This window comes from Gillisia sp. Hel1_33_143 (assembly GCF_900104765.1).
Classification (GTDB): Bacteria; Bacteroidota; Bacteroidia; order Flavobacteriales; family Flavobacteriaceae; genus Gillisia.
This window is the reverse complement of sequence record NZ_LT629737.1, coordinates 1,634,391-1,657,190: the sequence shown is the minus strand read 5'-3', so window position 1 is coordinate 1,657,190 and position 22,800 is coordinate 1,634,391. Positions and strand designations below refer to the sequence as shown.

Below are 22,800 nucleotides of genomic sequence, written 5' to 3'. Positions count from 1 at the left end.
TTAAGATGCTTTGGAATTTTTACGCTCAAGACTAGCCTTTAATTGAGCCATTAGATCTTTAGCTGCTGTAGGCGTATCTTCTACTTTATCTATTTTGCTCTTTTTGCCTTTAGACTTTTGTTTGATGATCTTTAATAACTGCGTATTATACACATCTTTGTATTTTTTAAAGTCGAACTTTTCTGTGTATTGTTCTATTAAAGACTCTGCCATCTCGGCTTCTTTCTTAAGTACCTTTGTTTTAGGTATCTTAAGCTCTTCAGCATCTCTTATCTCATGAGAAAATCTTATTACATGCAACACCAAAACGTCTTTATAAACCCCTATAAGACATAGGTTCTCTTTTTGACGCATCACAAAAGTTGCGACTCCTAATTTACCCGTTTTCTTTAAAGCATTACGAAGTAAATTGTAGGATTTCCCACTCTCCTTTTGAGGTTCAATAAAATAAGGTTTTTTAAAAAGCACATCTGCAACTTCTGTCTCCTCTACAAAAGACTCTATATCTATGGTCTTACTCTTTTTGATATTCGCATTGTCAAAATCTTCGTCCTCTAGAATAACATACTTATCATCTAACTTATAGCCCTTTACAATATCTTTCCATTTTACCTCTTTTCCGGTTTTTTCATTTACACGCTTATATTTTATATGAGCCTCATCATGAACGTCCAACATGTCTAGATCTAGCCCCCGCTCCTCTGAAGCTGAATATAATTTTACCGGAATTGATACCAATCCAAACCCAATACTTCCATTCCAAACAGATCTCATATTAATGATGTTTAGTTATTAAATTTTAACATTTCAAAATTAAAAATTACTCCATTTCATTCAGAGCGAAATGCTATAAAATAGATTTAACTTTAAATTACGTGTAGATGTGAAATTGTTCTTAAGTACGCAAATTATTTTTTAAGTGTCCACTCTTTAATTCTTATAGAAGACTTTTCTAATTCGGTTTCAAATTGCTTATTACTAGAAAAAGAACTTTTTTCTAATAGTTTATATTCGCAGGTAATTTTAAATTCTGAGGGTTCAAAAATCCATGGTTCAATCCTAACTTGCTCAGCTTCATTTTGCATTATAAAATAGGTTTTACCCCCAATACTAGTATTTATTTCTAACTTTCTACCTAGAGATGGTATTCCGTTCTGACACATTATTAATGAGCACCTATCTGCAAAAACCATGATTTGATATATACTATCTACATCACTAGAACTTAGTTTATAGTTGCTCATAAAGTTCTTTTTCTTTGCTTCCAGATTGGACAAGAACTTAGAAACCCTTTTGCTCTCTTTAGCATCCTCACTATATATAAATTGTAGATGATGCATAATAAATATTGCTACCCACGTAGACTTTTTCTGTGCTTCATCTAAAAGTCTTTGAGACCTACTCAAAATATCATGGGTTGTTCTGTGCTCATCAAGAAAATCTAAAGGAGTGCCTATTTCAGTAAGATAATTCTTTTCTTCAAAATTTAATTGCCTATCATCATGCTCAATAATAGCAGTTAATGTTGCAATCCAATTTTCATGTTTAAATTTTTCAGCAAGATGATTTGCAATATTTCCCGCTAATAAACCATGAGCAGAATGAGAAAAAATTTCCCAACCCTCATTAGTAGTATTTACAATCATATCTTCAATTTAGCATTCTTAATTAGCTGTATTTCTTCTGTTGTCCTGTTTTATTTACTATTATTTTCTGCTTCGTTTAATTCTTTCATAGTGTTCAAATTTTGCAACACTTCTCTTTCTCCAACGGCTATTAAATTCAATATCTTATGTGGATGATTATAAATAAAATCCAGCATCTTTAGCTTATCTTCTAATATTGCTCTTTTAACATCGGCTTTAATAGAATTGGGATAACATGCAAAAAATGGAGAAATAGTCTTACCATCTGTAGCTACAATCAATTCTTCGGAATTAGACATTTCTATAAGTTTGTGAAGTGCTTCAATATTAATAGATGGCATATCACAAGCAAGCAAAATGATCTTTGGAGCGCTTGATATTTCTAATGCCGTATACAAACCTCCAAGAGGCCCCTTATCTGGAATAAGATCTTGATATACCGGAGTTCCAAATTCTAAATAATCACTATTACTGCTAATAATACGCACTGGAAGATCTAATTCTTCAAGTACCTTTAGTATACGCGCTATCATGGGTTCTCCATGAAAATTTACAAGCCCTTTCTCAGAACCCATCCTTCTACTTTTTCCTCCGGCTAAAATGAAGACTTCTAAATCTGATCTCATCATAAATATTGTGTAAGTATATTTCTCTAGATTTTTTTTTAAAAAAACCGATATACTGTTATATAAAATACCTAATTTCTATGATAAATTTATGCTTTTTCTAGAAGCTACATATTATTTCCTGATTGTAATTAGCGTTTAAATATTCCATATTTCATACCTATCTGTGACTTAAAGCTAGACTGTAATTTCAAATTAAAAATCTTATAAAGCCTTTCAGAAAATACCTTGAATAGAAGCTAAGTTTTATTGATACTTAAAAGGTTATTAAAGTATTCTCAAATTGTACCGCTTTTGTAAAATTTTTAACTGAAATCATTTAACTTTAAAGAGTAGCTGATGAAAAATCAGTTTTAATTTAAAGAAAGTTGCAATGAAAATAAGAATTCGTGGAAATTCTGTGCGTTTTAGATTGACTAAAGATGAAGTAGAAATTTTATGCAGAACCAACTACATAGAAGAAATAACTAACTTCCCGAGTATAGATTTTAGCTACGCTGTGGGTGTATCTGATGTTAAAGAATTAGCCATAGATTTTACGAACAATAAAATCTTCTTACACGTTCCTGAAAAACTTATAGAAGGATGGTATTTTAACAACAAAGTTGGTTTTTCCCATACTGCCCCAACCAATAATAATAGAACAATAGATATTCTACTAGAAAAAGATTTCACGTGCCTGGAAGATCGAGGCGAAGATGAATCTAATAATTATCCTAACCCTAAATCTCTCGCGAATTAACATGGAAAATAAGAACAATAGAAAAGTAAATCATAGAGGTCCTACAGAATTTCGAGATCTAAAATTTAGTGATCCTATTACCCATGCTGCGGGAAAACTTGCGATAAAGGAAACCATCAAACATACATTTAAAGAAATGGGCGTGGTAGATTCTATGCGTGGTCTATTTACAATTAACCAACAAGATGGATTTGATTGCCCAAGTTGCGCATGGCCAGATCCTGAAAACCCTTCTAAAATTGGAGAATATTGTGAGAACGGTGCAAAAGCATTGGCAGATGAAGCAACTCACAGTCAAATAGATGCAAAATTTTTTAAGAAATACTCCATTGAAGAACTATCTGAATTAACAGATTTTCAACTAAACAAATTTGGAAGATTAGTAGAGCCGGTGGTTTTAAGAGAAGGAAAGATACATTACGAACCTATTTCATGGCAAGGGGCATTCGATCTTATTTCTAAAGAATTAGGTGAACTTGAGTCTCCAAATGAAGCAATTTTTTACACTTCTGGTCGCTCCAGTAATGAGGCAGCATTTTTATACGGAATGTTTGTACGTGCTTACGGAACCAATAATATGCCAGATTGCAGTAATATGTGCCATGAATCTAGTGGTGTTGCATTAAACGAAACATTAGGAATAGGAAAAGGAAGTACAAAATTAGAAGATTTTTACGAGGCAGAGGTTATCATTATAGCAGGACAAAATCCTGGTACCAACCACCCTAGAATGTTAACGGCTTTAGAAAAATGTAAGGAAAACGGTGGATACATCATTGCAATAAATCCACTTGAGGAAACCGGACTTGTGAATTTCAAAAATCCTAAAAATTTAAAAGGATTGGTGGGTACGGGCCAAGACATTGCAGATTTACATTTAGCTGTAAATATCAATCAGGATATTCCTTTAGTAAAGCTCATCTTAAAACGTTTAGCTGAAAGAGATGTTTTAGATGAATCTGTTTTTGATCATGAATTTTTAAATGACTATACACAGGGCTATTCAGAATTGATAGAAGATCTCAAATCTTTTGATGAGGAAGAATTATTAATGATGACTGGTGTATCTAACGAAAAAATTAATCAGGCTGTAGAAATATTAGCTAAAAAATCTAAGATCATTATTTGCTGGGCTATGGGTTTAACCCAACATAAAAATGGTGTTGAGACCATTAGAGAATACGTAAATCTTTTGCTTTTAAAAGGTGCAATTGGAAAACCTAATACAGGTACCTGCCCTGTTCGTGGACATAGTAATGTTCAAGGAGATCGCAGCGTAGGGATTATGCACTATATAGATGAAGATTTTAATGAACGTATTAAAAAGCACATGGGGTTTAACCCACCAACCAAAAAAGGAATTGATGTGGTAGAATCTATGGAGGCAATGCATTCCGGGAAAGCGAGTATTTTTGTGGCTTTGGGTGGTAATTTCTTAATGGCTGCATCAGACACAGATTATACTGCAGAGGCTTTGAACAATTGTAAATTAACAGTTCAAATAAGTACAAAATTAAATCGATCTCATCTGGTTACAGGTAAAACCGCATTAATATTACCAACTTTTGGTAGGTCTGAAAAAGATGAGAAGAACGGCAATACTCGTTTTCTAACTATGGAAAGTAGCATGGGGCGCGTAAGACAATCTAAAGGTGTGTTAAAACCGGCCTCTTCAAATATCATGAGTGAACCAGAAATTATTGGAAACCTAGGGCATACTTTCTTTAAGCAAGATCATCCCGTGTCTTGGAAGGCTATGGGTGAAGATTATGAGCTTATAAGGGAGAAAATAGATCTGGTAGCTAAAGGTTTTGAAAAGACCAGCAAACAATCTAAAGGTTTTGGTTATTATCTACCTAATAATTCTCGCCATAGAGATTTTAGCATGCTTCTCAATGGAAAGGCTCAGATTAGCATAAACAGACTTCCCGACCATAAATTACAAGAAGATGAACTTATGCTGATGACTATTAGAAGTCATGACCAGTTTAATACCACAATTTATGGTCTAGATGATAGATATCGTGGAGTTTATAATGAGCGCCGCGTTATTTTTATGAACCAGGCCGATATGGATAGAAGAAATTTAAAGAAATTTGACATTGTAGACTTGTCCAGTACTTATGATAATAAGAAGAGGATGGCTTATAAGTTCAAAGTTTTACCATATAAAATTCCATTTGGCAATGTGGCTGCATATTTTCCGGAAACTAACCCATTAGTACCTTTCAATCACTTCGCTGAAAGAAGCAATACCCCGATAAGCAAATCCGTAAAAATCAGGATCGAAAAGGTTGTCTAAAAACATTATTTAGATAAGACGCTAAAAATCGGCTATCGCAGTATTCCTGTGATTGCCTCCTTTAATGCTCAAATTGGCATTATCTCTTCTCAATGGTTTGAAATATTACAGGAGCGATGAGAGAACTTTAATTCTATAAAACAGAAAACCCTCTAAATCATAAAGATAAAGAGGGTTTTTGTACTCGGAGCGGGACTTGAACCCGCACGACCGTTGCTGATCATTGGATTTTAAGTACTGTTCTTCCTAGTTTTTATAGAAAACCTCCTTGGTTTTTAATGAGTTACATTTTTACAGTTTACTTTTTAATTTTTTTCTAGGCACGAATCCAGAACTCAAAATTGACACGTTTTATTTAGAATTTAAATAGTCTTTCTCTTTAGTGTATTCACCTTTTTGATAGAAATTTTTTAAGGAATAATGAAAAGCAAATACTGCTTCACAAAACCTCTCAGCCTTGTCTAATGCGACATCGATATTATGATTTATTCCGTCTTTAGTTTGTAATCTCATTTGTTGGATATCATTTTCAACAAAACGTCTTAATATCTCTTCATCAATGGATATAACACTTTCGATTATAACACCACCCTCATCTTTATCGCTTTTGTATCCGTTTTTATCTAACCTGAATTCTGATAATTCATCATTTGTAAATAAGACTTTCAATGAATCATCTTTACTAAGTTTAATTTCTTTTTGATAGGTAGATATAATTAAAAAGATCTGATCTCCTTCTGCTCTGAAACCAATAAAAAAGGCCTCTGATTTTTTTGTAAAAAGCATATACTTATCTAAGCCATATCCAGAAGTAAAAACAAACCTTAAGATCTTAATTTTATCAAACTTATCTTCTAAAAGTTCGATCATTGTATGACCAGGAAATGTGAAACGCACTCCATTTTTTATAAAACTTTGCGAAATTGTTTCTTCCTTCTTTTCTTCTTTAACTGCAGTAACTTTTTCAGTGACAGCTTTTTTCTTAAAAATGTCAAATATTCCCATCGGTTAGGTTTAAAAATTATTTTTGGCGCCCCTACGCAGATCTACATTTTTAACCAAATAACCTATTATGAAAATCGATTATTTAAAAACGCTTACTGCTGTAGAGCGAATGCTTCAATTTGTGTATTATTTAGAAAATAGAAATCTTTATACTACTGCTGATCGCAAAAAATTAGATCGCTATTTTGAGGACTTTTAGTCCTCTTCTTAACTGTTTTCATGGCGCTGCATAAACGCATCCAACTTTAAAGTGGCTTCTCCTATTTTTTCTGGATCCAGCTTTTCTACGAACTGAATCAATTTCATGTCATTTTTCATAAGCTGAACCAACCCCAGGCTCATACTTTCAAAATTCTTTTTAGTTCCTTCAGCAAGAGCGATCACATTATCGTTAATTGCATCAATTTTTTCTGAAAGCAGTGCATAATTGTCTTCATTTCCCTTACGGTAATGACTTTGCTCATCATTAGCCTGCATTTCTTTCTTTTCTGGCCCTTTTGTTATTTCTCCCTCGCCAGTGAGAAGCCAGTCAATACTATATTGTGGATATTTTTTATTAATTATTTCTGCTAAATTTCTACTTATTGAAACTTGACCACGTAAAACTTTGTATATCCTTTCTGGCCGATCAAAATCTAACGAATCAGAAAATTGTTTCGGATTATCGAATTTTAAATCATCAATTATATGATTTATTGTCTCAATCGATTTTTTAATTCGAATGTCCATTACACTTTTTTTATTGTATATTCGTTTGTCAACTTTATTCTTTATGAAAGAACTACATGCCTACTTAACTTTATTAGGTTTCGATGTTTGTCCGCTTACCGCTAAATCAAATCGATTTTTCGGGAACATTATCACCGACACTGATAAGGAAGTAAAAACCCTCTTTATAAAAAGCCGAGATCCAGATTATAAAGACCTTCTTGTAATGGATATTTTTGACATCGAGGACAATCATGAAAGATCTGCCATTTCCAGACAAAAAGTATCCACTTCAAAAGAGCTAAGAACCCACATGCTTAATAGCTACAATCTTAAACGTTTATGCCCTGAGCTCTATCAAAAAATTGTTGAAACGCCTGTATAGCTCGCTCTTTTACTTCTATTACATTCTCAATAAATTCTGAGGAAGCTCCATAATTTTCAAAATAAGTAATTCTATCCAGTACCTCATTAAAAGAATCTATTGCTGCATGGTTCACATCATTATTTCGAATAATTTCCTGCGCGCTCTCCACAATCTTCCGTATTTCTGTCATTGTATACAGATCGTCTTTGGTCTTAGGTTTCTTTCCCTGTAGCTGCAAATACAGCGCTTTAAGCTCTTCAAAATCTTCCATAGCCAAATTTTAACAAAATTATTTTACACTTTATTTAGTGTATTACACTTTTTTTGTTGTATGTTTGTTTTGTCGTTAACAATGAACAACACCTTGAACAAATATAAAGAAGTTGTTTGTTACATACAATAGAAGAATTATATGATAAGCGCAACCCAAAGTATACAATTAAAAGATCGCATTGGTGGGAACTATCTCGCCAAGATTTCTATTTACTTCAACCAGCACATGATCTTTAATAAATTCAACCAACCTTTTTCCACTTCTTATTTATCTAGAGTGATCAATAGAAAACAATCAAATAAAAAGGTAGAAGATGGAATGTTCGCTTTAGCTAAAGAGCTTAAAGAAAAAGAAGAGAGAGAGGCAGTAAGGAGAGCAAAGATTTTAGAACCGGTAACTCCTCCAGATCATGAATAGTAAAAATACCAGAGACCAGGAGCTTATAAAGCTATTAGTGCAGGATAAATTATATACAGTTTTAACCAGGATCTTAATGCTTTTTGCAATTACAGTAGTATTTACGGCAATCTGTATTGTAGTAGCCTTATCAAACCCAAACTCTTATAAAAAAGCAAAGCCTGAAGCAGCAACTTCAGGCTTTATTCATAATTACTAACGCAAATTAATAGATCATGAACAACAAAAGTACAACATCGCTACAACACTCGCAACACTTAATTGCAGGTTTATTACCAGGAGACAGCAACATTGAATTCTTTGGATGCTGGGACACCTTAGAGGTTAAATTCACGCAAAACGGAAGCACTCATAATTTTAATGAGCTCTCTCCAGAAGACACTCGCACCTTAATGAATGCCTACAACAGCAATTTAGATGCTAGAACCGTGCTTTCTACTTATAAGGAAGATGGAAAAATAGTCTCTAGAGCTAGGCAATTAGAACTCTATACATATTTCATGTATGGCGGCACCGATAATCATGCAGATATGATTGATGGAGTTCTGCAGGAACCAGAAAACTACAGACATACCCGAAACTGCATTTCCCTAAAATTTAAAACCATTAAGCTCAACGGAAATCCATTAAAGAACCGGGAGATTTTCATGTTGGACGAGATGCTGGAAGATCATAAAAATTTAGTGATCGCAATGAAGATGAAAATAGCTGAAAGCACCTATAACCAACATGACGCAGAGTTAAAACAAAAAGCCGGAGTACATTCTAAACATGGCCTGTTAGTAAGAGCTTGGCAAGAAGGTGTAGGCCAATATTTTAATAGAGTGTAAAATGATTTTTAGAAAAGACATCACTTTTTACAAGCAGAAAATATCTCGAATTGAAGCCAATTTGGAGATGTTGAAGCATTCTAACCTTTGTTTTAAAGAGAAGGCAGATCTGCGCAAGATCTACTCATTACAACTTAGTTATTATAGAGAAAAGTTGAAGTCATTTCCCATAACTAAATAAGATTTGAATTAATGAGTACCATGACTGCTGATATTATTAAACCTGTTTTCAACGCCCTACCGTTGGAACAGCAGCAGGCATTTAAAGAATGGATCTTAGCCAATGAAGAGCTAAAAGCCATTCCTAAAAAAGAGAAGAAAAGTCTCCTGGATAAAGTAGCAGATCAACTAGGAGAAGAATGGAGACTAGAGAACACAGAAATGATGATATCTAATTTTATGAACAGCTAATAAATATGGGACCAACAAACAAAATTGCCCTGGCTATTAATGAGACGCTCCAACAGCGAGAATATGATAATATAGCAGGAAAGGAGCTCCCCCGTGCGCAGCGCAGGAAGTATGAACGAGATCTTAGAAAGCAAACCAAAAAGGCAGTTGGATTACTTACCAGGATAACAAAAGAAGAGCGCAACGGGAACCAGGAAGAACTGGAAAAATTGAAAGAGGAATATAGGATCTGGAAAGCAGATCTCAAGAAATAATATTATTGGAGAGGTGGCGAAATTGGCAGACGCTAGCTTAACGGCAAGATGAACGAGTGGTTGGATTCCACTATCGGGTATCCTAGGATTAATACCCTATCCTCGCAAAGGAGCATCGTGCAGGTTCGAATCCTGCCCTTTTCACAAAGCTCACTTAGTATGATCAGCTAAGTAAATATTTGGATAACAGATCCGTATAAAAATGAGAGTCCAATTGGCCTGACGAGGTTTTTGAAATACGTAAGTGAGAGGCTGCGAATGGGTGATCGCGCCAGATACTGGTAATCGAAAAAACTATACGCGAGTAGCTCGATTTTGAAGGTTCGATTCCTTCCCTCTCACCAAAGACCGGCCGGCCTTTTAGGATGGTTAAAGTTAAGGTTAGGTATAGGTTACAACCGGCCGGTTTTTATTAAAAGTATAATACCCAACAAATTTTGGGGTGGCCCTACCTACCCCATTTTTTAACAAGACCAAAAGCGAGGCTTAGCCTCCAAACCAAGTGCCGCAGGGATGGAGAACCCTACCCCTGCCCGCATTTGATTATAAAACTATAAAGTATGCAATTACAAGAGTCCTCCCAGCAAATGTCTATAGGTTCACTTATGCGCCAGAATTTGGAGCTCCTCCCTCAAGGATCTTCAAAAAGCCCTACCAAAAAGGCGTATAAGTATCCCTATATGGATAGCGAAGCCATTAATACCACCATCCAGAACGCCAAGAAATTTGCAGAGGCGTACAATAAAGCCCAGGATGAAAAAAGCTCCGGAATTCAGAAGATCAATAGAGAGCTTCGCCTGGCATTAAAATCAGATCCGCATACTACAGAGCAAAAAGTATTATTCCAGGAATATAAGCAGCAGGAAAAAATTTCCGGACTGGAACCAATGGCATATAACCAAAAAGTTCTAGAGTTTAATAGAGCGCACGGAACTCATTATTTTATGAGAACCTACAAAAAGCTAAAGAGCGAGATAGCTGTAACCTTTGCGCACCTGGTATTCTTTTATGCAGCCCAAATAAGATCCAACAACGCCCGAAAATTAAATGCCGGAGTAACTACCGCCGGAACATTGCCACGTTTATTAACCAATAGCGAAAACATAAAGCGATATAAGGTCGAGGGAGTGCCTCAGTGCCCTTTTCAGAACGATGCTATACTGAACCATGTTCACAACTTAGTAGAGGCCGGAATCCTTATTAAATACAAATCTCACGGTAGAAATATGGGCTTTTCTGTAGCGTTTAACCCTGAAATTTTGGAGGTAAAAGACCAGAATTTCACAAAACTTCAAAACGCTAACAGTCAGTTAGTTGTGAAATTTAAAACGGGAAAACCCACCTATAGTGATTGTAATACAAGAACAGGTGAAAATGATAATGAAAATAAAGGGGATGCCGTTGGCAGTCCCCAGATAAGGAACGTCACGCAAAAAAGCGTGACTACATCAGCTACAGGAAACAATTACAGGGTCACCAAAAGCGAGGAAAACCCGGAACCAAAAGCAAGTGCTGATACTGAAAATTTAATTAAAAATTCTCCAGAAGTGGAGAAAAAACAAGAACAGGTTTCGCCGGGCCGCGAAAAAAATGTACCGATACATTTTTCTGAAGAACTGGAGAACAGGATCCAGAATACCTGGACACTTAGCCAGGAACTTTCGCAAAATGTACATGTTCACCACGTGCCGCCAATGGAAAAATTGGAGTGGGAAGCCAGAAACGGAATTTTAAGCCAGCCGGTATTTAGTGAACTGATCTTTCAGGAATTTATGAAGGTGATTTCCCGATTAAAGCGTGAAAATCAAAGTGCTGCAGGTGCATTTTACCGAGGTTTTGAGGAGCTTGCCGATAAAAAATTGAAGAATTTCTCCGGCAGGTATTACGATAAAAAAACCATGCTCGCCGAGTTTAAAAAATGGTTGTGGATGGTAGATCATGCCGAGCGTTGGGGCAAAAAGAGAGACTGGCAATTTCTATACATCAACGATTATTTAGATACACAGCGAAGAGATGCCAAAGAAGTAGGTTTCTGGTATCTGGAAAAACAATTTAAAGCCAACGAAAAGAAAAAAGAAACTCGCAAGAAAAACCGTCTCGAAAAACAGCAAAAACACCAGGCACGAAAAAAGAAAATTAAACTGGACCGGGTAGATAAGTTTGGATATAGATCTGTAAAACCTGGTACCAATGAAAAATCCCTTTCAGATTACGAAAAAGCGAGAGCTGCTGTTAGAAAATATCTGTACGGTAAAATTCCTTTTGAAGAATTACACAGGTATTGCAGGCACAATTTGAACAAAACTATTGTAGACGGACTTAAAAATTTAATAGATGCAGAGGCGGCAAACCTCAATAAATATAACGCTTAAACTAACGCAAATTATGAATAGAAATGAATGCTCACACGGAAATACCAATAACTGCCAGGAATGCAGCCTGGTTAAAATGGTGGCGTACTTACAAACCGATGATAAGATTGTATGGTATTCTTACTTCAAGGAAGATAAAAAGTACGGAAGGCTGGAAATGATCTCTGGCCAGATGGGATCCAGACTTCAGAAAAAGCATGGCGAAGCTGTAAAGAAGATCATGTTTTTTGATAATAAGACCGCAGGAAAACCAATGATAGGTGAAAGTTAAGCGCTATGAACAATCAAAAGATTCCACTTAAAAAATTAGATGCTGTAGATCTGGAGGTTCTTAATGAAGCTGCTCATTATTACCTGGGCTATTTAAGAGCTCAGGTTCAGCATAAAAAAACGGCTCAGGCGCATATTCACTGCGCTATTTTATCGAGTTATGGTTTTGAGATCTACAAGAAGCTTTGTGCGCACCAGAAAGATAGCGGCCTAAAACTGGCAATTTTCACCGCTTTTGTAGCCTTAGACAGTTTGCAATATTATCTGGACTCCGGAACTCCAAGTTCTTTACACCAGGCAAAGTGTTCTCGTTTAATACAGGAATTAGACAGCGCACTCCCTGCAACTTCAGATGGCAAAGTGTTCACCATAAATTCAGAATTATAACATGGAAAAGATACTGGAGATTATTAGAGAGAATTCCAAAATTACCGGCAATGGATCCGGAATTTCCATGGTTGCTATTTATCTAAAAAGTGATTTAATATTCTCTCTTGTCCAGGAATATTTGAGGCAGCTTATAAAATCGGGCCAGATCTACTGCAGAAAAGGCATTAACGATTTCCTATTTTTTATAAAACAAGATTAACAACTAACGCAAAAATTAAAATTATGATCAACTTATACAACGCTAATATAGAGAATCTTTACATCCATCAGGTTGGTAACAAATGCCGTGGAGAAGGTGTATTTTTTTCTCAAGAACCTTACGAGATTAGTGATGAAATTCGCCCGCTATTAAAAGAATTTTTTCTGAAGCCTTTTCGCGAAAAAGAAGAGCAGTATTTTAAATTTTCAGAAGATATGCCTATAGCCCATTTGTTTGTTCCTTATAATACAGAGCTACACAAAGATATTGCAGAGCATCTTTACAACCAGGGAACCCATCCACACATTAAATCCGGAGAAGTTTATATCTGCCAGCTTTCAAATATTATAATTGATAATGAAAAGGTTGAAGGTTTTGGAATCTTTAAAAGTGAGCTGAAGTCTGACTTCCTTCAATTTGAGAAAGGCACCAGCAGACTTGAAATGAATCTTCAACAGGGTGTAAATCTAGATAAACTAGATAAAGGAGCGTTAATTCTTACAGATCCAGAAAGCAAGACCGGGTTTAGGATTTTATATATAGACTCTAATAAATATGATTCTAAATACTGGATGGAAAATTTCCTGAACCTGGAAGAGCTGGAAGATGATCATTATAAAACAAAAAAATACCTGAAATTTTGTGAAGCCTTTGCTAATAAAGTGATTTTACCTGCAGAAGATAAACAAACGCAGATGGAATTTATTAATGACACCTACTCCCACTTTGCCTCCAGAGACGAATTTATAGAAGAGGAATATTTAGGTGAAGTTTTTACGGAAGCTTCCTGGATAGATCATCCAGAAAGTTTTATTCAAGAATTTGAAAACTTTAAAATGTTGGAAGGTCCTAAATACAGCGTTCAGGATTTCAGTGATTTTTCTATTTCTAATGAGATGGTTAACGAGTGCATGAAAAAGGTGAAGGGAGAGATCAATCTAGACACTGGTATAAGTATTAAGGTAGTAAAGGGTTCTAAAGCTGCCAGCACCTATTTGGAAAAGGGATGGGATGAAGACAAGCAGATGTATTATTACCTGGCTTATTTTAATAAAGAGAATAAATAAATACTAACGCAAAATATAAAAATCATGGCAAAAATTTTAAAAGTAACAATTGAAGAGCAATTTTGGAATACAGACTTGGGAAAACATGAAAAAGTAATCAAGGAGTATGATCGTAAAACTTATGATTTTGACTTTGATAATCTCCTTTTGGAGAATATAGATAATTCTGAAATAGAAGATTATGCTGGAGATGAACTTTCTATGGTAGATGCAAATGATGCAGAATGTAATTGTTCTATAAGTGATCATCAAGAATATGAGATCATAAGTTATCTAGAAGAACAAGGCTACGAAGTTATAAAGTGTCAAACAATTGTAGATAAAATGAGACTGGACAAAATTAAAGAAGCTCTTGAGTTATGATACACATTAACGAGACTGCCAGAACCAAAGTTTTTCTTGATGATACTCACGTAAAAACGATTCCTAATAAATACACCGATATTTTTAAGGAAAAACACATTATCAACCCTCTTAAAAAACGCTTAACCAGGGAAGAACGGTTTCAATTAGAAGTCAGCCTTTTTGAAAAACAGTTATTTGATGATCATAGGTACGCTTACAATCTCATAAAAAGATCTTCCCCGGATTTTGTACAGATTGTTACTACTCCCTTCAGTAAGTATTACGAGCTCGTCTATAAGAACCGGATGAAAGTAAAAGTATCTGCAGATCTATATAATCTAAGCATTGATAAGAAAGAGATTAAACGAAACTATTAACAACTAACGCAAAAATTAATACTGATGGAATTTAAAAGACACCCAAAATTTCGAGATCTAAGAATAAGTGCAGATGGATCTACCTTTAAATATTTAAATGAGACTTTAGAAATTAAAGATCATAAAGCCCGGGAAAATAATATTTTAAATGTGGTAAGTATAGAAGGAATACGATACTCGGTACCAAAATTAATCCTGGAAACTTACGGTCCAGAAAAACCGCAGGATGGAAGGTATTACGCCTTGTATAAAGATGGAAATATAGAGAACATCCACCCCAATAATCTCTTCTGGAGCAAAGCTCATAAAATTACTGAGAAGCGTAAATTCCAAAACAGTATCTCCTTAAGTAAGCTTTCTAAAGAGCAAACTGCACAGTGTTTTGAAAGGCATGTTATAAAAGGAGAATCACTTTCCAGTATAGGAAAAGATCTAGGTGTTTCCGCAACAACTATTGCCCGAGGTATTAAGAGATACAAGAAATATTTAAACTCATTAGAAGTAGCGATATGAAAGGAATTTTTTCAGAAGAATGTAAACGGACCGCTTGCAGTAATAAAAATGCTATTTTCTATAATTACTCTACTCAAAAATTCTATTGTGAAAAATGTGCATTTAGAATTAACCAAGTAAACCCGGAAGCTCAGAAATTGTTTGGTCATCAATTATGCATTAATGTATCTCAATTAAAAATAATTATAACCGATTTGTATCCAATGTTTAAGGGAATTAAAGAGCTGGATATTATGAATGCTTCAAATTTTAGCATCTTTTGCCATGGTATGTTCTCCGGAGGGATATCTATGCATATTAGGAACCTTTATAAATTATGGGATCCTAAATCACCTTATCATACCTATTTTAAAAAAGAATATAAAATTAACCATCCAGATGAGATGAGTGGAGTAATTACCTATGCCATCTGGCTAAAACACCGCAACTTATTATGAGTAAAGAATTAGAGCTGGAGTACCAGTACGAGAAGTATCTAAAAATAACCGGATTAACGGAAAATCAAATGCATCCTATTCAAAGGCAGGAAATTAAAAGAGCATTTTTTGGAGCCTGCGGCCAGATGCTTGTTTTATTTAGGGATGAAATAAGTGCTATAGAGGATGAAGATCGAGCGGTTCTTAGCATGGAAGATCTCGTAAATCAGGTGGAAATATTTTGGAAAGAGGAAATTAAAAAATCAAATTTTAAATAAACCGCTTCTTAGTTGAAGCAAAAATAAAACTTAAAATGAAAAAAATATCTAAACTATTATTATTAGCTACAATGATCTTTCTTGTGTTCACCCTTTTTGTTTTGTTTATACTTCTTGCTGTATACGGAGATCAAAAATTACCGGAACCATTTGAGATATTTCTTAGGTATGGATTCCTATTGTTACCAACAACAGGAGTCTCTTTTTTTATAGCGTATTGGAAAGAAATTAAGGAAATTACTTTTGAGATTATTGATTTCCTTTAAATCTGAAATTATGGCAAATTATCTAGATGGATACGGAAAAGACCATTGCTCCCACTGCAATAAAAATAGAACTCCAGAAGGTCATGATGGCTGTATTGGAACGCTCCCAAATGTTATGAACGCCTGTTGTGCACATGGAGAGGATAGCGTTGCTTATGTACAGTTTGATCATAAAGACTATAATTCAGAACCGAATAAAATACTATTGCAGGGACAAGAAGCTCTTGCGTATATAAAAAATGTAAAATTATGAGTTGGAGTAAAATACAAACTGAATGGTATAAGCTGCCTTTAAAATGGTGGTTTCATAAGCTTTGCTGTGAATGGGGATGGTTAGTGAGAAATAAAGATAATTGGGCTACTTATTACCATCATTTAAAGCTGTGTGAAAAGCAGGGCTATAATTTATACGGCGAAAAAATATAGTATTTACGCTAACGAAGCGGATTAACACCAGTTTCGGAATAATAACTAAAAACATTCAGATTGTGACAAAGAAAGAATTAATTACAGGAATTTTACAATTGGGAGAAGAATTAGAAACAGCTCAAGGATTTGGAGTTGCAATATGTGTTGATCAAATGTATCGACTTGTAGAAAAATACTCACAGCAATTGGAGTTCAGCGAAGTTGGCAAAGCGAAGCGACCTATTATTTGTGGTTGCAACCAGCCTAATGTAGATAACACAACTACCCCACCCCAAAGATAACTACGCGGGTTATGAAAAGGGCGGTAATGAAAACAAAATATACTATTAACTAAATATGAAATTATGACAAAAAGAAACCTAGCAGAACAAATTCTCGAAACAGTTTATAACTCTGAAAATAAGCAAGAAGGGATTGATGGCATTATCTCTCTATTAGACGTTCTAGAACCTAAAAACAAAGAACGGTTTTCTGAATGGGGTTATCCTGAAGACAAAAGTACACCAGAAAAATGCTGGGATTAAAGCCTTTTTTATAACCGCAGTTAGGTGTCAGTTATTAGCGAACGAAAACAAACTTAATAGCTTCTGCGTACAGATCGGAGTATTGTCGGATGATTAGCTACCATAAACGCTAATTATTGCACCTAACTCGAGATAAGAGGAGTTTTAATTCCTCTTATTTGGTGTTATGTTCGGGATAATGTCAATTCTTTATATTTCCCAGGGCAATTCTCACCTGCGTCCAGTAGGCTTTATCTGCACCATACATGATCAACTTATTAATAGAAATACCGGCACAAGATCTGGCGCGTTCTTCTTTTTGTGGTCCATCTAATTGTGCAAGCATTAAATGATAGATGTTGCTGGCCATTTCTGCAGGAGTAAATTCTGGCATATTCTTTTTTTAAAGCCCGGAAAGATACTATTATAATTCTTTTAATAAATCATCTGATTTTGTTTAAAGAAAATAACTCGTCCCTATCTTTTAATTTTGTTAACATTTTTATCTTCCGTTATTGTTGAGCTATGTCCTTTTTTTAACATTGGATTATAATTTATATTTGAACAAATCAAATAAAGTATGTCCCAAATTACTCCCCCTGAAATTGCTAGTTGTTCTGTTACTCAAAACATCCCTGTAGCAAATCACGTTTATAAATATCTCTTGGTAATTTGTGGGAGCGATTATATTATAGCCAACAGGTCTACTTATATAGGATCTCTTGTACTTTCTATACAAGGAAGGAATTATGATGTACGCTGTACTAAAAAGAAATTCACTAAAGTATTTCGGGCAGAAGTTTCTGAAACCTATTACTCCAAAACGGGATTGGTGATAACAAAAGAGAATGCTCAACTATTCAATGATCAGGTAGATAAGAAATTTAGAGAGGAGCTTTTTCGCAATATGTTGATCAATGATCATTTAAATGAAAAACTTTTTTTACAATCGATGCGCAGATATCTTGACTTTTTCAATATCGATGAAGAAGATATAAAAATAGAGACTTTATATCGTGATTTTAAGAGGAAAAAGGATGAGATTTTATCCAATTTCAACACCGTTTCACCCTCCGGGACAAAATGTGAAGTTTCACAATTTGTCCCTCAAAAATAGATTATGATCTACAACCTGTGTAACCTAATAGATGAAACAAATCTTGATACTTTTTACAAGATTTTAATTATAGAAGCTTCCAAGCTTCCAGCCTTTGATCATCTCACTCCAAAGAATGATGTTTTGGGTATTATAAACTCACTTCCCGAAAGCTTCCAGGCAATGGTAGTTCCCTTTATGAGAGACAAGCACAGCTTATCTAGCAGCCCTAAAAATAATAACGGTAATACCATCTGGAATCACGGCATTTCGTTTCCGGTGGTACCACAAGATGAAGCAATTCAGGATCTTCTGGAGAGCTTTCAGAATAGAGAAGTTGTTGCTTTTATGGTAAGGATCACGCACTCCCATTTATATGGAACGCAGCTACAGCCACTTCTATTTTCTTATGACGAACTCCACTCTCCTAATAAATTAGGCCTTAAAGGTTTCACGATCTCTTTACAAGGGGAAACCTATGGTGCTCCTATATATTTCGCAGGAAGTGAAGCAGAATTCCCGGTAATAAATCGCGGTCTTGCCTTCCAGTTAGCAGGCTCATTGTAATGTCCTTTTTTCCAGTAGGCTAGCCTTCTAATATTGTTCTTCCATAATAGTGAACGAACAATATTTGATTTTGGCAGAACTTAAACTCCCTTACTTTAATGTAGTTAAAAATTTAGCAGCTCGCGAAGCTACCATCTATATCTATGGTGTTATTGGCGGGATTGACTGGGATACCTATGAAGAAATTAATACTGCAGCAAAATTTGCAGATGAATTTAAAGAGGTAGAAAAAGACGCAGATGTTATTCATGTGCGTGTAAACTCTCCAGGCGGTTATGTTTTTGAAGGTCTGGCAATTTATAATGTTCTCTTCGCTTCAGAAAAATACATCCATACCTATAATGATGGTATCTGTGCATCTATGGCCGCCCTTATTCTTTTGGCCGGAGATGAGATTCACGCTTTCAGCAATTCACTTTTAATGATTCACAATTCCTCTTCTGGTTTCTACGGAAACAAAAAAGAAGTAGAGGAACAATTACAAGCTTCAGAAAAAATTGATAAAGCCCTTGGAACCGCTATAGAAGCGCGCCTGGGAATTACTGCTGAAGAAGTTGCCGAAACTTACTTGAATTACAAAGACAACTGGTTCACTTCAGACGAGGCAAAAGAATCTGGATTCTACGATACTATTATCCAGAAGAAAAAAGCACAGGTTCCGAGCGACGCAGTAAACATGTCACCAAAGCAGCTATTCGAAAAATATGCAGCGATGTCTTTCACTATTCCCACAAAAAACACAAAACCCAAAAATAAAATGAGCAAACCCAATTCCTTCCCGAATTTGGAAGCTACCCTTGGATTAAAAGCGCCGTTGGCCGTTAATGACAATGGAAGCTATCTAAACGAGGACCAGAAAAACACTATTGAGAGATCACTGTCGGCATCTGCCACAGCTCTTAAAAATGCGCAGGATGCCAAGGCAACAGCTGAAGCAGCTCTGCAAGTAGAAAAAGATGCCCACCAAGCGGCATTAACAGATGAATCTGGAAAAGCTACTGCCCTTATTACAGCCTTAAAAGCTGCAGCAACATTGGCCGGTGTAGAAAACATTGCCGATGACGCAACAGCAGAAGCTGTTCAAACCGCCCTTACAGCACAAATTGAAGTGCTTAACAAAAAACCCGGAGCAACTCATACGGCTACCGGAGCCCCAGAAGAGAAACCTAATAAGTTTCCTTACATCGATTTTAATTCTTCAATCTACAATACCAAATAACAATGGAAATTAATGACATCGTCAAAGAATCTGGTGAATTCTTAGCTAATAATCCTGGACTGGTACCTGCAGCAATTAATCGCTCAACCAGTGTTTTGGATAAACACACCCAGCCTTTAACAAAGGTTAAAGGAAAATTCCCTTCAGCCCACACGCTTTTAAGTAATGTGGTTCAAGGTTTTGGAACTCAATGGAATGAACTTGGTGTTCTTCAAATTGAGCACAAAATTTTAAGAGATTTTCATCAAAAGGTAAACTTCGCAATTGTTCCTGCTGATATTCTTGGATCTTACTGGGCTTTCCTTTATCAAGAAGACCTTTCTAAAGAAGACATGCCAATCTCTAAGTATATTATAGAGAATGAGCTTTTGCCAACGGTTATAGACAACCTTGCCACTCTTGAGGTAGAAGGAGTTTATAATCCTGCACGTCTTACTGAGTTTGGATTCTCTATGAACGGTTTAAATAAACTATTAGCAGATCTTTTAGCTTATGATGCTGCAATTGAGGCTAACAATATGCCTTACCGTATTCCGATTGACGCAGTAACTGATGCAAATATTGTTGCACAGATGACTAAATATGAGCGTGGTCTTCCAAAGAAGACTAAGAACAAAGTGAAGAAAATCTTTGTTAGCGAGAATGACGCAGAGCGTTACCAACTTGCTTATGAAGATCAATTCGGTCAAAACAAATTCCAGGATAACGCAATGAGAACCCGTCTTGGTAAGAGGGAGATTGTAGCGGTACCAGGAATGACTGATGGTCTATTCTTCTCAACTACTGAGAATAACTTTAAAAGGTTAATCGATGTATTTGATGGAGCTCCGGCAATTACAGACGTGCAAAAGCAGGATTACAAAGTGAAATACTTTATGGAATTCTGGAAAGGATATGACTTCCTTATCAATGAACTTGTTTATATCTCTAATGATGTTGACACTACCAGAGGACTAGGTTCTACTGAGAGAAACCAGAAATATTACGGCGAGGACGGTGTTACCGCTCCAGTTGTTTAAAATCCTGACCGATGAATAAAACTGAATTAAAAGCGAGATGTGCAGACCTAGGTATTGATACCGAAGGTCTGGACACCAACGCGAAGCTAGAAGCAGCAATTGTTGCTAAGGAAGCAGAACTTGCTCAGGTTGCTACAGAATCTACGGAAACTGTAACAGGATCTGAAGAAAGTGTAACAGAAGAAGCTGAAACCGTAACAGGATCTAAAGAAACTGTAACAGAAGAATCTGAAGCTGCAGAATTGGAAGCTGAAAGAGTTGCTGCTGAAGAAGCGGAAGCTGAAGCTGCTAGGATTGAAGCAGAAAAAGAAACGGAATTCTATGAAGATGACCGTGGAAGGAAGTGGAAATTCAAGTCCACCGCTCCAAAAACACTGAATATTGATGGTCACCCGATGAGCCAGAAAGAGATCCTCGACACAGAGGAAGTAATTTCTGAACTGGTTTATGGAAACTGTGGCCACCTAACTCAAATATTATAAGATCATGGCAGTAGAATGCGAAGATGTAATTCCAATCGAAAATCTTGATTCTTGTCCTCAAGATGAAGTAGTTGCTGGAATAAGCGAAGTAGGTGTATTTGGATCTCCTATAAAGGATTTCTTAAGCATCGCAAAACCAAAGGACCTTAAAACGGCTTTAACCAATGAAGAATTGGCAACCATTGCAGAAGCTCACACCTTTAAAGAAGGTAAAGGTTTTCATAGAGTAGATTTCATTCCTTTTAGCGGTTCGGTTGATTCCGTTCAAGTTGGGGAAGTTGGAAGTATTTCTATGGAGAACAGCCTTGGAGCTGCCGTTAAGGGAACCAACGCTAGAGTAGCCGGTTATATGAGACGTTATACCAACGTGCCTATGCTGTATATCATCAAAGAAAAGAATGGTGATGTGAAGCAAATAGGTAGCGAGTTAAGCCCGGCTTATATTGCTGAAGTTGGTGCAACCTCTGGGAAAAAACCAGGAGAAGCAAAACAGACGGTTATCAAAATTAAAGATACCCAGGCTTATATGGCTCCTAATTATGCTGGAACAATTCAAGAATTCCCTGCTCCAGCTCCATTACCATAGTAAAATATGAAGAAAGCATTTACAATAGCACCCGGCCGTTATGATATTCCTGAAATAGGAAAGGTAGACTCTAGACTAGAAGTTAGTGATGAGAAAGCATTTTCAATTTACAGACTTAACCGCCGGGTCTTTCCCTGGATAAAATTAGGCCCTGGAGCTGGATCTTTTTTAAAGAAGCAAAAACTTACCGTGAAGGAAATAGTTTCTCTGGTTGCAAACGCCAGAACAGCTGAAGAAATTGAGATCCTGGCCAGCCTAACAGAATCAAAGACCGTAGCCGGAATTGTAGATGTGAGACTTAAAGCTCTTAAAAATTAAATTATGAAAGCGAAATCGCTGGTTTTAATATTGTGCATTGGACTAATGTGCTTTACGGGATTCGGATCCACTACAGCCGACCTGACCAAAAATTCGACAGACTCTTCTTTTGTGGATTCTCAAGATCTAGAGTTAAATGTAGTTAACCTTACTGCTGATCATTTTGTTTTACGAAACGATGTTATTAGTAATAAATATCTTACTTCAGCTGAAGTCGCTGCTAAAAAAACCGACTTACAATTTTCTTTTAATTTGACGCAGACTAATGCTTTAAAAACCTTTGACAAAGATTCTCTAAAAAATAGTAGAGATGTTGGATGGCAAAGCTTGGCATTAGGAGAAAATAGAATTAATATTTTGAATTATCCAATGCCAGAAAATATTCCCAGAGATAACATCCGGAATAACATATTTCTTTTCTTCATTTAAATTTGATTTTTTAGTTAGAAAACCACTCCTCTCCCGGAGTGGTTTTTTTGTGTCCTTTATTCTGACTCCTGCCATTT

Annotated in this window: 39 protein-coding genes and 1 tRNA gene; 33 read left to right on the top strand and 7 right to left on the bottom strand. The window is 35.7% G+C overall.

Annotation, left to right across the window (positions count from 1 at the left end):
• The 3 genes from BLT84_RS07600 to BLT84_RS07590 all read right to left on the bottom strand — a co-directional run bounded on the left by BLT84_RS07600 (position 1) and on the right by BLT84_RS07590 (position 2,275).
• A complete protein-coding gene (locus BLT84_RS07600) occupies positions 1–774 on the bottom strand; it encodes a Ku protein (protein ID WP_091264002.1) in 774 nt (257 codons plus the stop codon).
• Between the two features lie 134 nt (positions 775–908).
• Positions 909–1,646: a DUF3891 family protein gene (locus BLT84_RS07595; protein WP_091263997.1), complete on the bottom strand. Its 738-nt coding sequence runs from the start codon at positions 1,644–1,646 to the stop codon at positions 909–911.
• Positions 1,647–1,696: 50 nt separating this feature from the next.
• Entirely contained in the window at positions 1,697–2,275 is a 579-nt protein-coding gene (locus tag BLT84_RS07590) for a molybdenum cofactor guanylyltransferase (RefSeq protein WP_091263993.1), read from the bottom strand.
• Positions 2,276–2,645: 370 nt separating this feature from the next.
• Between BLT84_RS07590 and BLT84_RS07585 the strand changes: the two genes are divergently transcribed.
• Both BLT84_RS07585 and BLT84_RS07580 read left to right on the top strand, forming a co-directional pair.
• A complete protein-coding gene (locus tag BLT84_RS07585; RefSeq protein ID WP_091263990.1) occupies positions 2,646–3,014 on the top strand; it encodes a DUF7009 family protein in 369 nt (122 codons plus the stop codon).
• Between the two features lies 1 nt (position 3,015).
• Entirely contained in the window at positions 3,016–5,316 is a 2,301-nt protein-coding gene (locus BLT84_RS07580; RefSeq protein ID WP_091263987.1) for an FdhF/YdeP family oxidoreductase, read from the top strand.
• 351 nt (positions 5,317–5,667) lie between these two features.
• On the opposite strand, the gene BLT84_RS07575 is transcribed toward BLT84_RS07580, so the two are convergent.
• Positions 5,668–6,321, bottom strand: coding sequence for a hypothetical protein (locus tag BLT84_RS07575; RefSeq protein WP_091263984.1), 654 nt, complete (start codon positions 6,319–6,321; stop codon positions 5,668–5,670).
• Between the two features lie 67 nt (positions 6,322–6,388).
• Between BLT84_RS07575 and BLT84_RS16305 the strand changes: the two genes are divergently transcribed.
• Entirely contained in the window at positions 6,389–6,520 is a 132-nt protein-coding gene (locus BLT84_RS16305) for a hypothetical protein (protein ID WP_262490143.1), read from the top strand.
• Between the two features lie 8 nt (positions 6,521–6,528).
• Here the strand turns inward: BLT84_RS16305 and BLT84_RS07570 are convergent, their stop codons facing one another.
• Positions 6,529–7,050, bottom strand: a complete 522-nt coding sequence (locus tag BLT84_RS07570) for a hypothetical protein (protein WP_091263979.1) — start codon at positions 7,048–7,050, stop codon at positions 6,529–6,531.
• Positions 7,051–7,093: 43 nt separating this feature from the next.
• On the opposite strand from BLT84_RS07570, the gene BLT84_RS16075 reads away from it, so the two are divergent.
• Positions 7,094–7,414, top strand: coding sequence for a hypothetical protein (locus BLT84_RS16075; protein ID WP_157717911.1), 321 nt, complete (start codon positions 7,094–7,096; stop codon positions 7,412–7,414).
• Here BLT84_RS16075 and BLT84_RS07565 read toward each other — a convergent pair.
• Positions 7,362–7,667 (bottom strand): hypothetical protein, encoded by a 306-nt coding sequence (locus tag BLT84_RS07565; RefSeq protein ID WP_091263976.1) that lies wholly within the window; start codon positions 7,665–7,667, stop codon positions 7,362–7,364. The genes BLT84_RS16075 and BLT84_RS07565 overlap by 53 nt on opposite strands.
• A 141-nt stretch (positions 7,668–7,808) precedes the next feature.
• Here BLT84_RS07565 and BLT84_RS07560 point away from each other — a divergent pair, with 141 nt between their 5' ends.
• From BLT84_RS07560 to BLT84_RS07465, 21 genes are all read left to right on the top strand, one after another.
• On the top strand, positions 7,809–8,087 hold the full coding sequence (locus tag BLT84_RS07560) for a hypothetical protein (RefSeq protein ID WP_091263972.1): 279 nt from the start codon (positions 7,809–7,811) through the stop codon (positions 8,085–8,087).
• Entirely contained in the window at positions 8,080–8,286 is a 207-nt protein-coding gene (locus BLT84_RS07555) for a hypothetical protein (protein ID WP_091263968.1), read from the top strand. Before BLT84_RS07560 ends, BLT84_RS07555 begins: the two co-directional genes overlap by 8 nt.
• A gap of 16 nt (positions 8,287–8,302) precedes the next feature.
• Entirely contained in the window at positions 8,303–8,917 is a 615-nt protein-coding gene (locus BLT84_RS07550) for a LuxR C-terminal-related transcriptional regulator (protein ID WP_091263963.1), read from the top strand.
• A gap of 1 nt (position 8,918) precedes the next feature.
• Entirely contained in the window at positions 8,919–9,098 is a 180-nt protein-coding gene (locus BLT84_RS07545; protein WP_091263959.1) for a hypothetical protein, read from the top strand.
• An 11-nt stretch (positions 9,099–9,109) separates the two neighbouring features.
• Positions 9,110–9,328 carry a hypothetical protein gene (locus BLT84_RS07540; protein WP_091263955.1) on the top strand — a complete coding sequence of 73 codons (219 nt, stop codon included), beginning with the start codon at positions 9,110–9,112 and terminating at the stop codon, positions 9,326–9,328.
• A gap of 5 nt (positions 9,329–9,333) precedes the next feature.
• Complete coding sequence (locus BLT84_RS07535; RefSeq protein ID WP_091263952.1) at positions 9,334–9,582, top strand: hypothetical protein; 249 nt, start codon at positions 9,334–9,336, stop codon at positions 9,580–9,582.
• Between the two features lie 246 nt (positions 9,583–9,828).
• A tRNA-Tyr gene (locus BLT84_RS16070) sits at positions 9,829–9,926 on the top strand.
• A gap of 216 nt (positions 9,927–10,142) precedes the next feature.
• The gene (locus tag BLT84_RS07530; RefSeq protein WP_157717910.1) at positions 10,143–11,954 is read left to right on the top strand and encodes a hypothetical protein; all 1,812 of its coding nucleotides are present in this window, start codon (positions 10,143–10,145) and stop codon (positions 11,952–11,954) included.
• Between the two features lie 13 nt (positions 11,955–11,967).
• Positions 11,968–12,225, top strand: a complete 258-nt coding sequence (locus BLT84_RS07525) for a hypothetical protein (RefSeq protein WP_091263945.1) — start codon at positions 11,968–11,970, stop codon at positions 12,223–12,225.
• Between the two features lie 5 nt (positions 12,226–12,230).
• Complete coding sequence (locus BLT84_RS07520) at positions 12,231–12,611, top strand: hypothetical protein (protein WP_091263942.1); 381 nt, start codon at positions 12,231–12,233, stop codon at positions 12,609–12,611.
• A gap of 1 nt (position 12,612) precedes the next feature.
• The gene (locus BLT84_RS07515) at positions 12,613–12,813 is read left to right on the top strand and encodes a hypothetical protein (protein WP_091263939.1); all 201 of its coding nucleotides are present in this window, start codon (positions 12,613–12,615) and stop codon (positions 12,811–12,813) included.
• Positions 12,814–12,836: 23 nt separating this feature from the next.
• Positions 12,837–13,880 (top strand): nucleoid-associated protein, encoded by a 1,044-nt coding sequence (locus BLT84_RS07510; protein WP_091263936.1) that lies wholly within the window; start codon positions 12,837–12,839, stop codon positions 13,878–13,880.
• A gap of 24 nt (positions 13,881–13,904) precedes the next feature.
• Positions 13,905–14,243: a hypothetical protein gene (locus BLT84_RS07505; RefSeq protein WP_091263934.1), complete on the top strand. Its 339-nt coding sequence runs from the start codon at positions 13,905–13,907 to the stop codon at positions 14,241–14,243.
• Positions 14,240–14,602: a hypothetical protein gene (locus BLT84_RS07500; RefSeq protein ID WP_091263931.1), complete on the top strand. Its 363-nt coding sequence runs from the start codon at positions 14,240–14,242 to the stop codon at positions 14,600–14,602. Before BLT84_RS07505 ends, BLT84_RS07500 begins: the two co-directional genes overlap by 4 nt.
• Before the next feature lie 24 nt (positions 14,603–14,626).
• Positions 14,627–15,115, top strand: coding sequence for a helix-turn-helix domain-containing protein (locus BLT84_RS07495; protein ID WP_091263927.1), 489 nt, complete (start codon positions 14,627–14,629; stop codon positions 15,113–15,115).
• Positions 15,112–15,552 carry a DUF6794 domain-containing protein gene (locus BLT84_RS07490; RefSeq protein WP_091263923.1) on the top strand — a complete coding sequence of 147 codons (441 nt, stop codon included), beginning with the start codon at positions 15,112–15,114 and terminating at the stop codon, positions 15,550–15,552. Before BLT84_RS07495 ends, BLT84_RS07490 begins: the two co-directional genes overlap by 4 nt.
• Complete coding sequence (locus tag BLT84_RS07485) at positions 15,549–15,809, top strand: hypothetical protein (protein ID WP_091263920.1); 261 nt, start codon at positions 15,549–15,551, stop codon at positions 15,807–15,809. The genes BLT84_RS07490 and BLT84_RS07485 overlap by 4 nt, the downstream gene beginning before the upstream one ends.
• 35 nt (positions 15,810–15,844) lie before the next feature.
• Positions 15,845–16,075, top strand: a complete 231-nt coding sequence (locus tag BLT84_RS07480) for a hypothetical protein (RefSeq protein ID WP_091263917.1) — start codon at positions 15,845–15,847, stop codon at positions 16,073–16,075.
• A 10-nt stretch (positions 16,076–16,085) separates the two neighbouring features.
• A complete protein-coding gene (locus BLT84_RS07475) occupies positions 16,086–16,328 on the top strand; it encodes a hypothetical protein (protein WP_157717909.1) in 243 nt (80 codons plus the stop codon).
• A gap of 235 nt (positions 16,329–16,563) precedes the next feature.
• Complete coding sequence (locus BLT84_RS07470) at positions 16,564–16,785, top strand: hypothetical protein (RefSeq protein WP_091263911.1); 222 nt, start codon at positions 16,564–16,566, stop codon at positions 16,783–16,785.
• A 63-nt stretch (positions 16,786–16,848) separates the two neighbouring features.
• Positions 16,849–17,028 carry a hypothetical protein gene (locus BLT84_RS07465; protein WP_091263909.1) on the top strand — a complete coding sequence of 60 codons (180 nt, stop codon included), beginning with the start codon at positions 16,849–16,851 and terminating at the stop codon, positions 17,026–17,028.
• Between the two features lie 181 nt (positions 17,029–17,209).
• On the opposite strand, the gene BLT84_RS07460 is transcribed toward BLT84_RS07465, so the two are convergent.
• Positions 17,210–17,401, bottom strand: a complete 192-nt coding sequence (locus BLT84_RS07460; protein WP_091263907.1) for a hypothetical protein — start codon at positions 17,399–17,401, stop codon at positions 17,210–17,212.
• A gap of 186 nt (positions 17,402–17,587) precedes the next feature.
• Here BLT84_RS07460 and BLT84_RS07455 point away from each other — a divergent pair, with 186 nt between their 5' ends.
• From BLT84_RS07455 to BLT84_RS07420, 8 genes are all read left to right on the top strand, one after another.
• Positions 17,588–18,124 (top strand): hypothetical protein, encoded by a 537-nt coding sequence (locus BLT84_RS07455; protein ID WP_091263906.1) that lies wholly within the window; start codon positions 17,588–17,590, stop codon positions 18,122–18,124.
• Positions 18,125–18,127: 3 nt separating this feature from the next.
• Positions 18,128–18,670: a hypothetical protein gene (locus BLT84_RS07450; RefSeq protein WP_091263904.1), complete on the top strand. Its 543-nt coding sequence runs from the start codon at positions 18,128–18,130 to the stop codon at positions 18,668–18,670.
• Positions 18,671–18,740: 70 nt separating this feature from the next.
• On the top strand, positions 18,741–19,889 hold the full coding sequence (locus BLT84_RS07445) for a head maturation protease, ClpP-related (protein WP_157717908.1): 1,149 nt from the start codon (positions 18,741–18,743) through the stop codon (positions 19,887–19,889).
• A 2-nt stretch (positions 19,890–19,891) separates the two neighbouring features.
• Positions 19,892–20,908: a hypothetical protein gene (locus BLT84_RS07440; protein ID WP_091263899.1), complete on the top strand. Its 1,017-nt coding sequence runs from the start codon at positions 19,892–19,894 to the stop codon at positions 20,906–20,908.
• An 11-nt stretch (positions 20,909–20,919) separates the two neighbouring features.
• A complete protein-coding gene (locus tag BLT84_RS07435; RefSeq protein ID WP_091263897.1) occupies positions 20,920–21,390 on the top strand; it encodes a hypothetical protein in 471 nt (156 codons plus the stop codon).
• A gap of 4 nt (positions 21,391–21,394) precedes the next feature.
• On the top strand, positions 21,395–21,976 hold the full coding sequence (locus BLT84_RS07430; protein ID WP_091263896.1) for a hypothetical protein: 582 nt from the start codon (positions 21,395–21,397) through the stop codon (positions 21,974–21,976).
• Positions 21,977–21,982: 6 nt separating this feature from the next.
• Positions 21,983–22,294, top strand: a complete 312-nt coding sequence (locus tag BLT84_RS07425; RefSeq protein ID WP_091263894.1) for a hypothetical protein — start codon at positions 21,983–21,985, stop codon at positions 22,292–22,294.
• Between the two features lie 3 nt (positions 22,295–22,297).
• Complete coding sequence (locus tag BLT84_RS07420) at positions 22,298–22,723, top strand: hypothetical protein (RefSeq protein ID WP_157717907.1); 426 nt, start codon at positions 22,298–22,300, stop codon at positions 22,721–22,723.
• Positions 22,724–22,800 lie beyond the last annotated feature (77 nt).

What these genes read in the sequence shown, in the direction of transcription:
- BLT84_RS07475 (WP_157717909.1), top strand. Translation starts at nt 16,086, where the DNA reads ATGGCAAATTATCTAGATGGATACGGAAAAGACCATTGCTCCCACTGC.
- BLT84_RS07560 (WP_091263972.1), top strand. Translation starts at nt 7,809, where the DNA reads ATGATAAGCGCAACCCAAAGTATACAATTAAAAGATCGCATTGGTGGG.
- BLT84_RS07525 (WP_091263945.1), top strand. Translation starts at nt 11,968, where the DNA reads ATGAATAGAAATGAATGCTCACACGGAAATACCAATAACTGCCAGGAA.
- BLT84_RS07420 (WP_157717907.1), top strand. Translation starts at nt 22,298, where the DNA reads ATGAAAGCGAAATCGCTGGTTTTAATATTGTGCATTGGACTAATGTGC.
- BLT84_RS07490 (WP_091263923.1), top strand. Translation starts at nt 15,112, where the DNA reads ATGAAAGGAATTTTTTCAGAAGAATGTAAACGGACCGCTTGCAGTAAT.
- BLT84_RS07465 (WP_091263909.1), top strand. Translation starts at nt 16,849, where the DNA reads ATGACAAAAAGAAACCTAGCAGAACAAATTCTCGAAACAGTTTATAAC.
- BLT84_RS07555 (WP_091263968.1), top strand. Translation starts at nt 8,080, where the DNA reads ATGAATAGTAAAAATACCAGAGACCAGGAGCTTATAAAGCTATTAGTG.
- BLT84_RS07500 (WP_091263931.1), top strand. Translation starts at nt 14,240, where the DNA reads ATGATACACATTAACGAGACTGCCAGAACCAAAGTTTTTCTTGATGAT.
- BLT84_RS07480 (WP_091263917.1), top strand. Translation starts at nt 15,845, where the DNA reads ATGAAAAAAATATCTAAACTATTATTATTAGCTACAATGATCTTTCTT.
- BLT84_RS07570 (WP_091263979.1), bottom strand. Translation starts at nt 7,050, where the DNA reads ATGGACATTCGAATTAAAAAATCGATTGAGACAATAAATCATATAATT.
- BLT84_RS07540 (WP_091263955.1), top strand. Translation starts at nt 9,110, where the DNA reads ATGAGTACCATGACTGCTGATATTATTAAACCTGTTTTCAACGCCCTA.
- BLT84_RS07430 (WP_091263896.1), top strand. Translation starts at nt 21,395, where the DNA reads ATGGCAGTAGAATGCGAAGATGTAATTCCAATCGAAAATCTTGATTCT.
- BLT84_RS07520 (WP_091263942.1), top strand. Translation starts at nt 12,231, where the DNA reads ATGAACAATCAAAAGATTCCACTTAAAAAATTAGATGCTGTAGATCTG.
- BLT84_RS07530 (WP_157717910.1), top strand. Translation starts at nt 10,143, where the DNA reads ATGCAATTACAAGAGTCCTCCCAGCAAATGTCTATAGGTTCACTTATG.
- BLT84_RS16305 (WP_262490143.1), top strand. Translation starts at nt 6,389, where the DNA reads ATGAAAATCGATTATTTAAAAACGCTTACTGCTGTAGAGCGAATGCTT.
- BLT84_RS07435 (WP_091263897.1), top strand. Translation starts at nt 20,920, where the DNA reads ATGAATAAAACTGAATTAAAAGCGAGATGTGCAGACCTAGGTATTGAT.
- BLT84_RS07450 (WP_091263904.1), top strand. Translation starts at nt 18,128, where the DNA reads ATGATCTACAACCTGTGTAACCTAATAGATGAAACAAATCTTGATACT.
- BLT84_RS07585 (WP_091263990.1), top strand. Translation starts at nt 2,646, where the DNA reads ATGAAAATAAGAATTCGTGGAAATTCTGTGCGTTTTAGATTGACTAAA.
- BLT84_RS07460 (WP_091263907.1), bottom strand. Translation starts at nt 17,401, where the DNA reads ATGCCAGAATTTACTCCTGCAGAAATGGCCAGCAACATCTATCATTTA.
- BLT84_RS07495 (WP_091263927.1), top strand. Translation starts at nt 14,627, where the DNA reads ATGGAATTTAAAAGACACCCAAAATTTCGAGATCTAAGAATAAGTGCA.
- BLT84_RS07505 (WP_091263934.1), top strand. Translation starts at nt 13,905, where the DNA reads ATGGCAAAAATTTTAAAAGTAACAATTGAAGAGCAATTTTGGAATACA.
- BLT84_RS16075 (WP_157717911.1), top strand. Translation starts at nt 7,094, where the DNA reads ATGAAAGAACTACATGCCTACTTAACTTTATTAGGTTTCGATGTTTGT.
- BLT84_RS07595 (WP_091263997.1), bottom strand. Translation starts at nt 1,646, where the DNA reads ATGATTGTAAATACTACTAATGAGGGTTGGGAAATTTTTTCTCATTCT.
- BLT84_RS07565 (WP_091263976.1), bottom strand. Translation starts at nt 7,667, where the DNA reads ATGGAAGATTTTGAAGAGCTTAAAGCGCTGTATTTGCAGCTACAGGGA.
- BLT84_RS07515 (WP_091263939.1), top strand. Translation starts at nt 12,613, where the DNA reads ATGGAAAAGATACTGGAGATTATTAGAGAGAATTCCAAAATTACCGGC.
- BLT84_RS07590 (WP_091263993.1), bottom strand. Translation starts at nt 2,275, where the DNA reads ATGATGAGATCAGATTTAGAAGTCTTCATTTTAGCCGGAGGAAAAAGT.
- BLT84_RS07545 (WP_091263959.1), top strand. Translation starts at nt 8,919, where the DNA reads ATGATTTTTAGAAAAGACATCACTTTTTACAAGCAGAAAATATCTCGA.
- BLT84_RS07580 (WP_091263987.1), top strand. Translation starts at nt 3,016, where the DNA reads ATGGAAAATAAGAACAATAGAAAAGTAAATCATAGAGGTCCTACAGAA.
- BLT84_RS07455 (WP_091263906.1), top strand. Translation starts at nt 17,588, where the DNA reads ATGTCCCAAATTACTCCCCCTGAAATTGCTAGTTGTTCTGTTACTCAA.
- BLT84_RS07535 (WP_091263952.1), top strand. Translation starts at nt 9,334, where the DNA reads ATGGGACCAACAAACAAAATTGCCCTGGCTATTAATGAGACGCTCCAA.
- BLT84_RS07575 (WP_091263984.1), bottom strand. Translation starts at nt 6,321, where the DNA reads ATGGGAATATTTGACATTTTTAAGAAAAAAGCTGTCACTGAAAAAGTT.
- BLT84_RS07485 (WP_091263920.1), top strand. Translation starts at nt 15,549, where the DNA reads ATGAGTAAAGAATTAGAGCTGGAGTACCAGTACGAGAAGTATCTAAAA.
- BLT84_RS07425 (WP_091263894.1), top strand. Translation starts at nt 21,983, where the DNA reads ATGAAGAAAGCATTTACAATAGCACCCGGCCGTTATGATATTCCTGAA.
- BLT84_RS07510 (WP_091263936.1), top strand. Translation starts at nt 12,837, where the DNA reads ATGATCAACTTATACAACGCTAATATAGAGAATCTTTACATCCATCAG.
- BLT84_RS07600 (WP_091264002.1), bottom strand. Translation starts at nt 774, where the DNA reads ATGAGATCTGTTTGGAATGGAAGTATTGGGTTTGGATTGGTATCAATT.
- BLT84_RS07550 (WP_091263963.1), top strand. Translation starts at nt 8,303, where the DNA reads ATGAACAACAAAAGTACAACATCGCTACAACACTCGCAACACTTAATT.
- BLT84_RS07440 (WP_091263899.1), top strand. Translation starts at nt 19,892, where the DNA reads ATGGAAATTAATGACATCGTCAAAGAATCTGGTGAATTCTTAGCTAAT.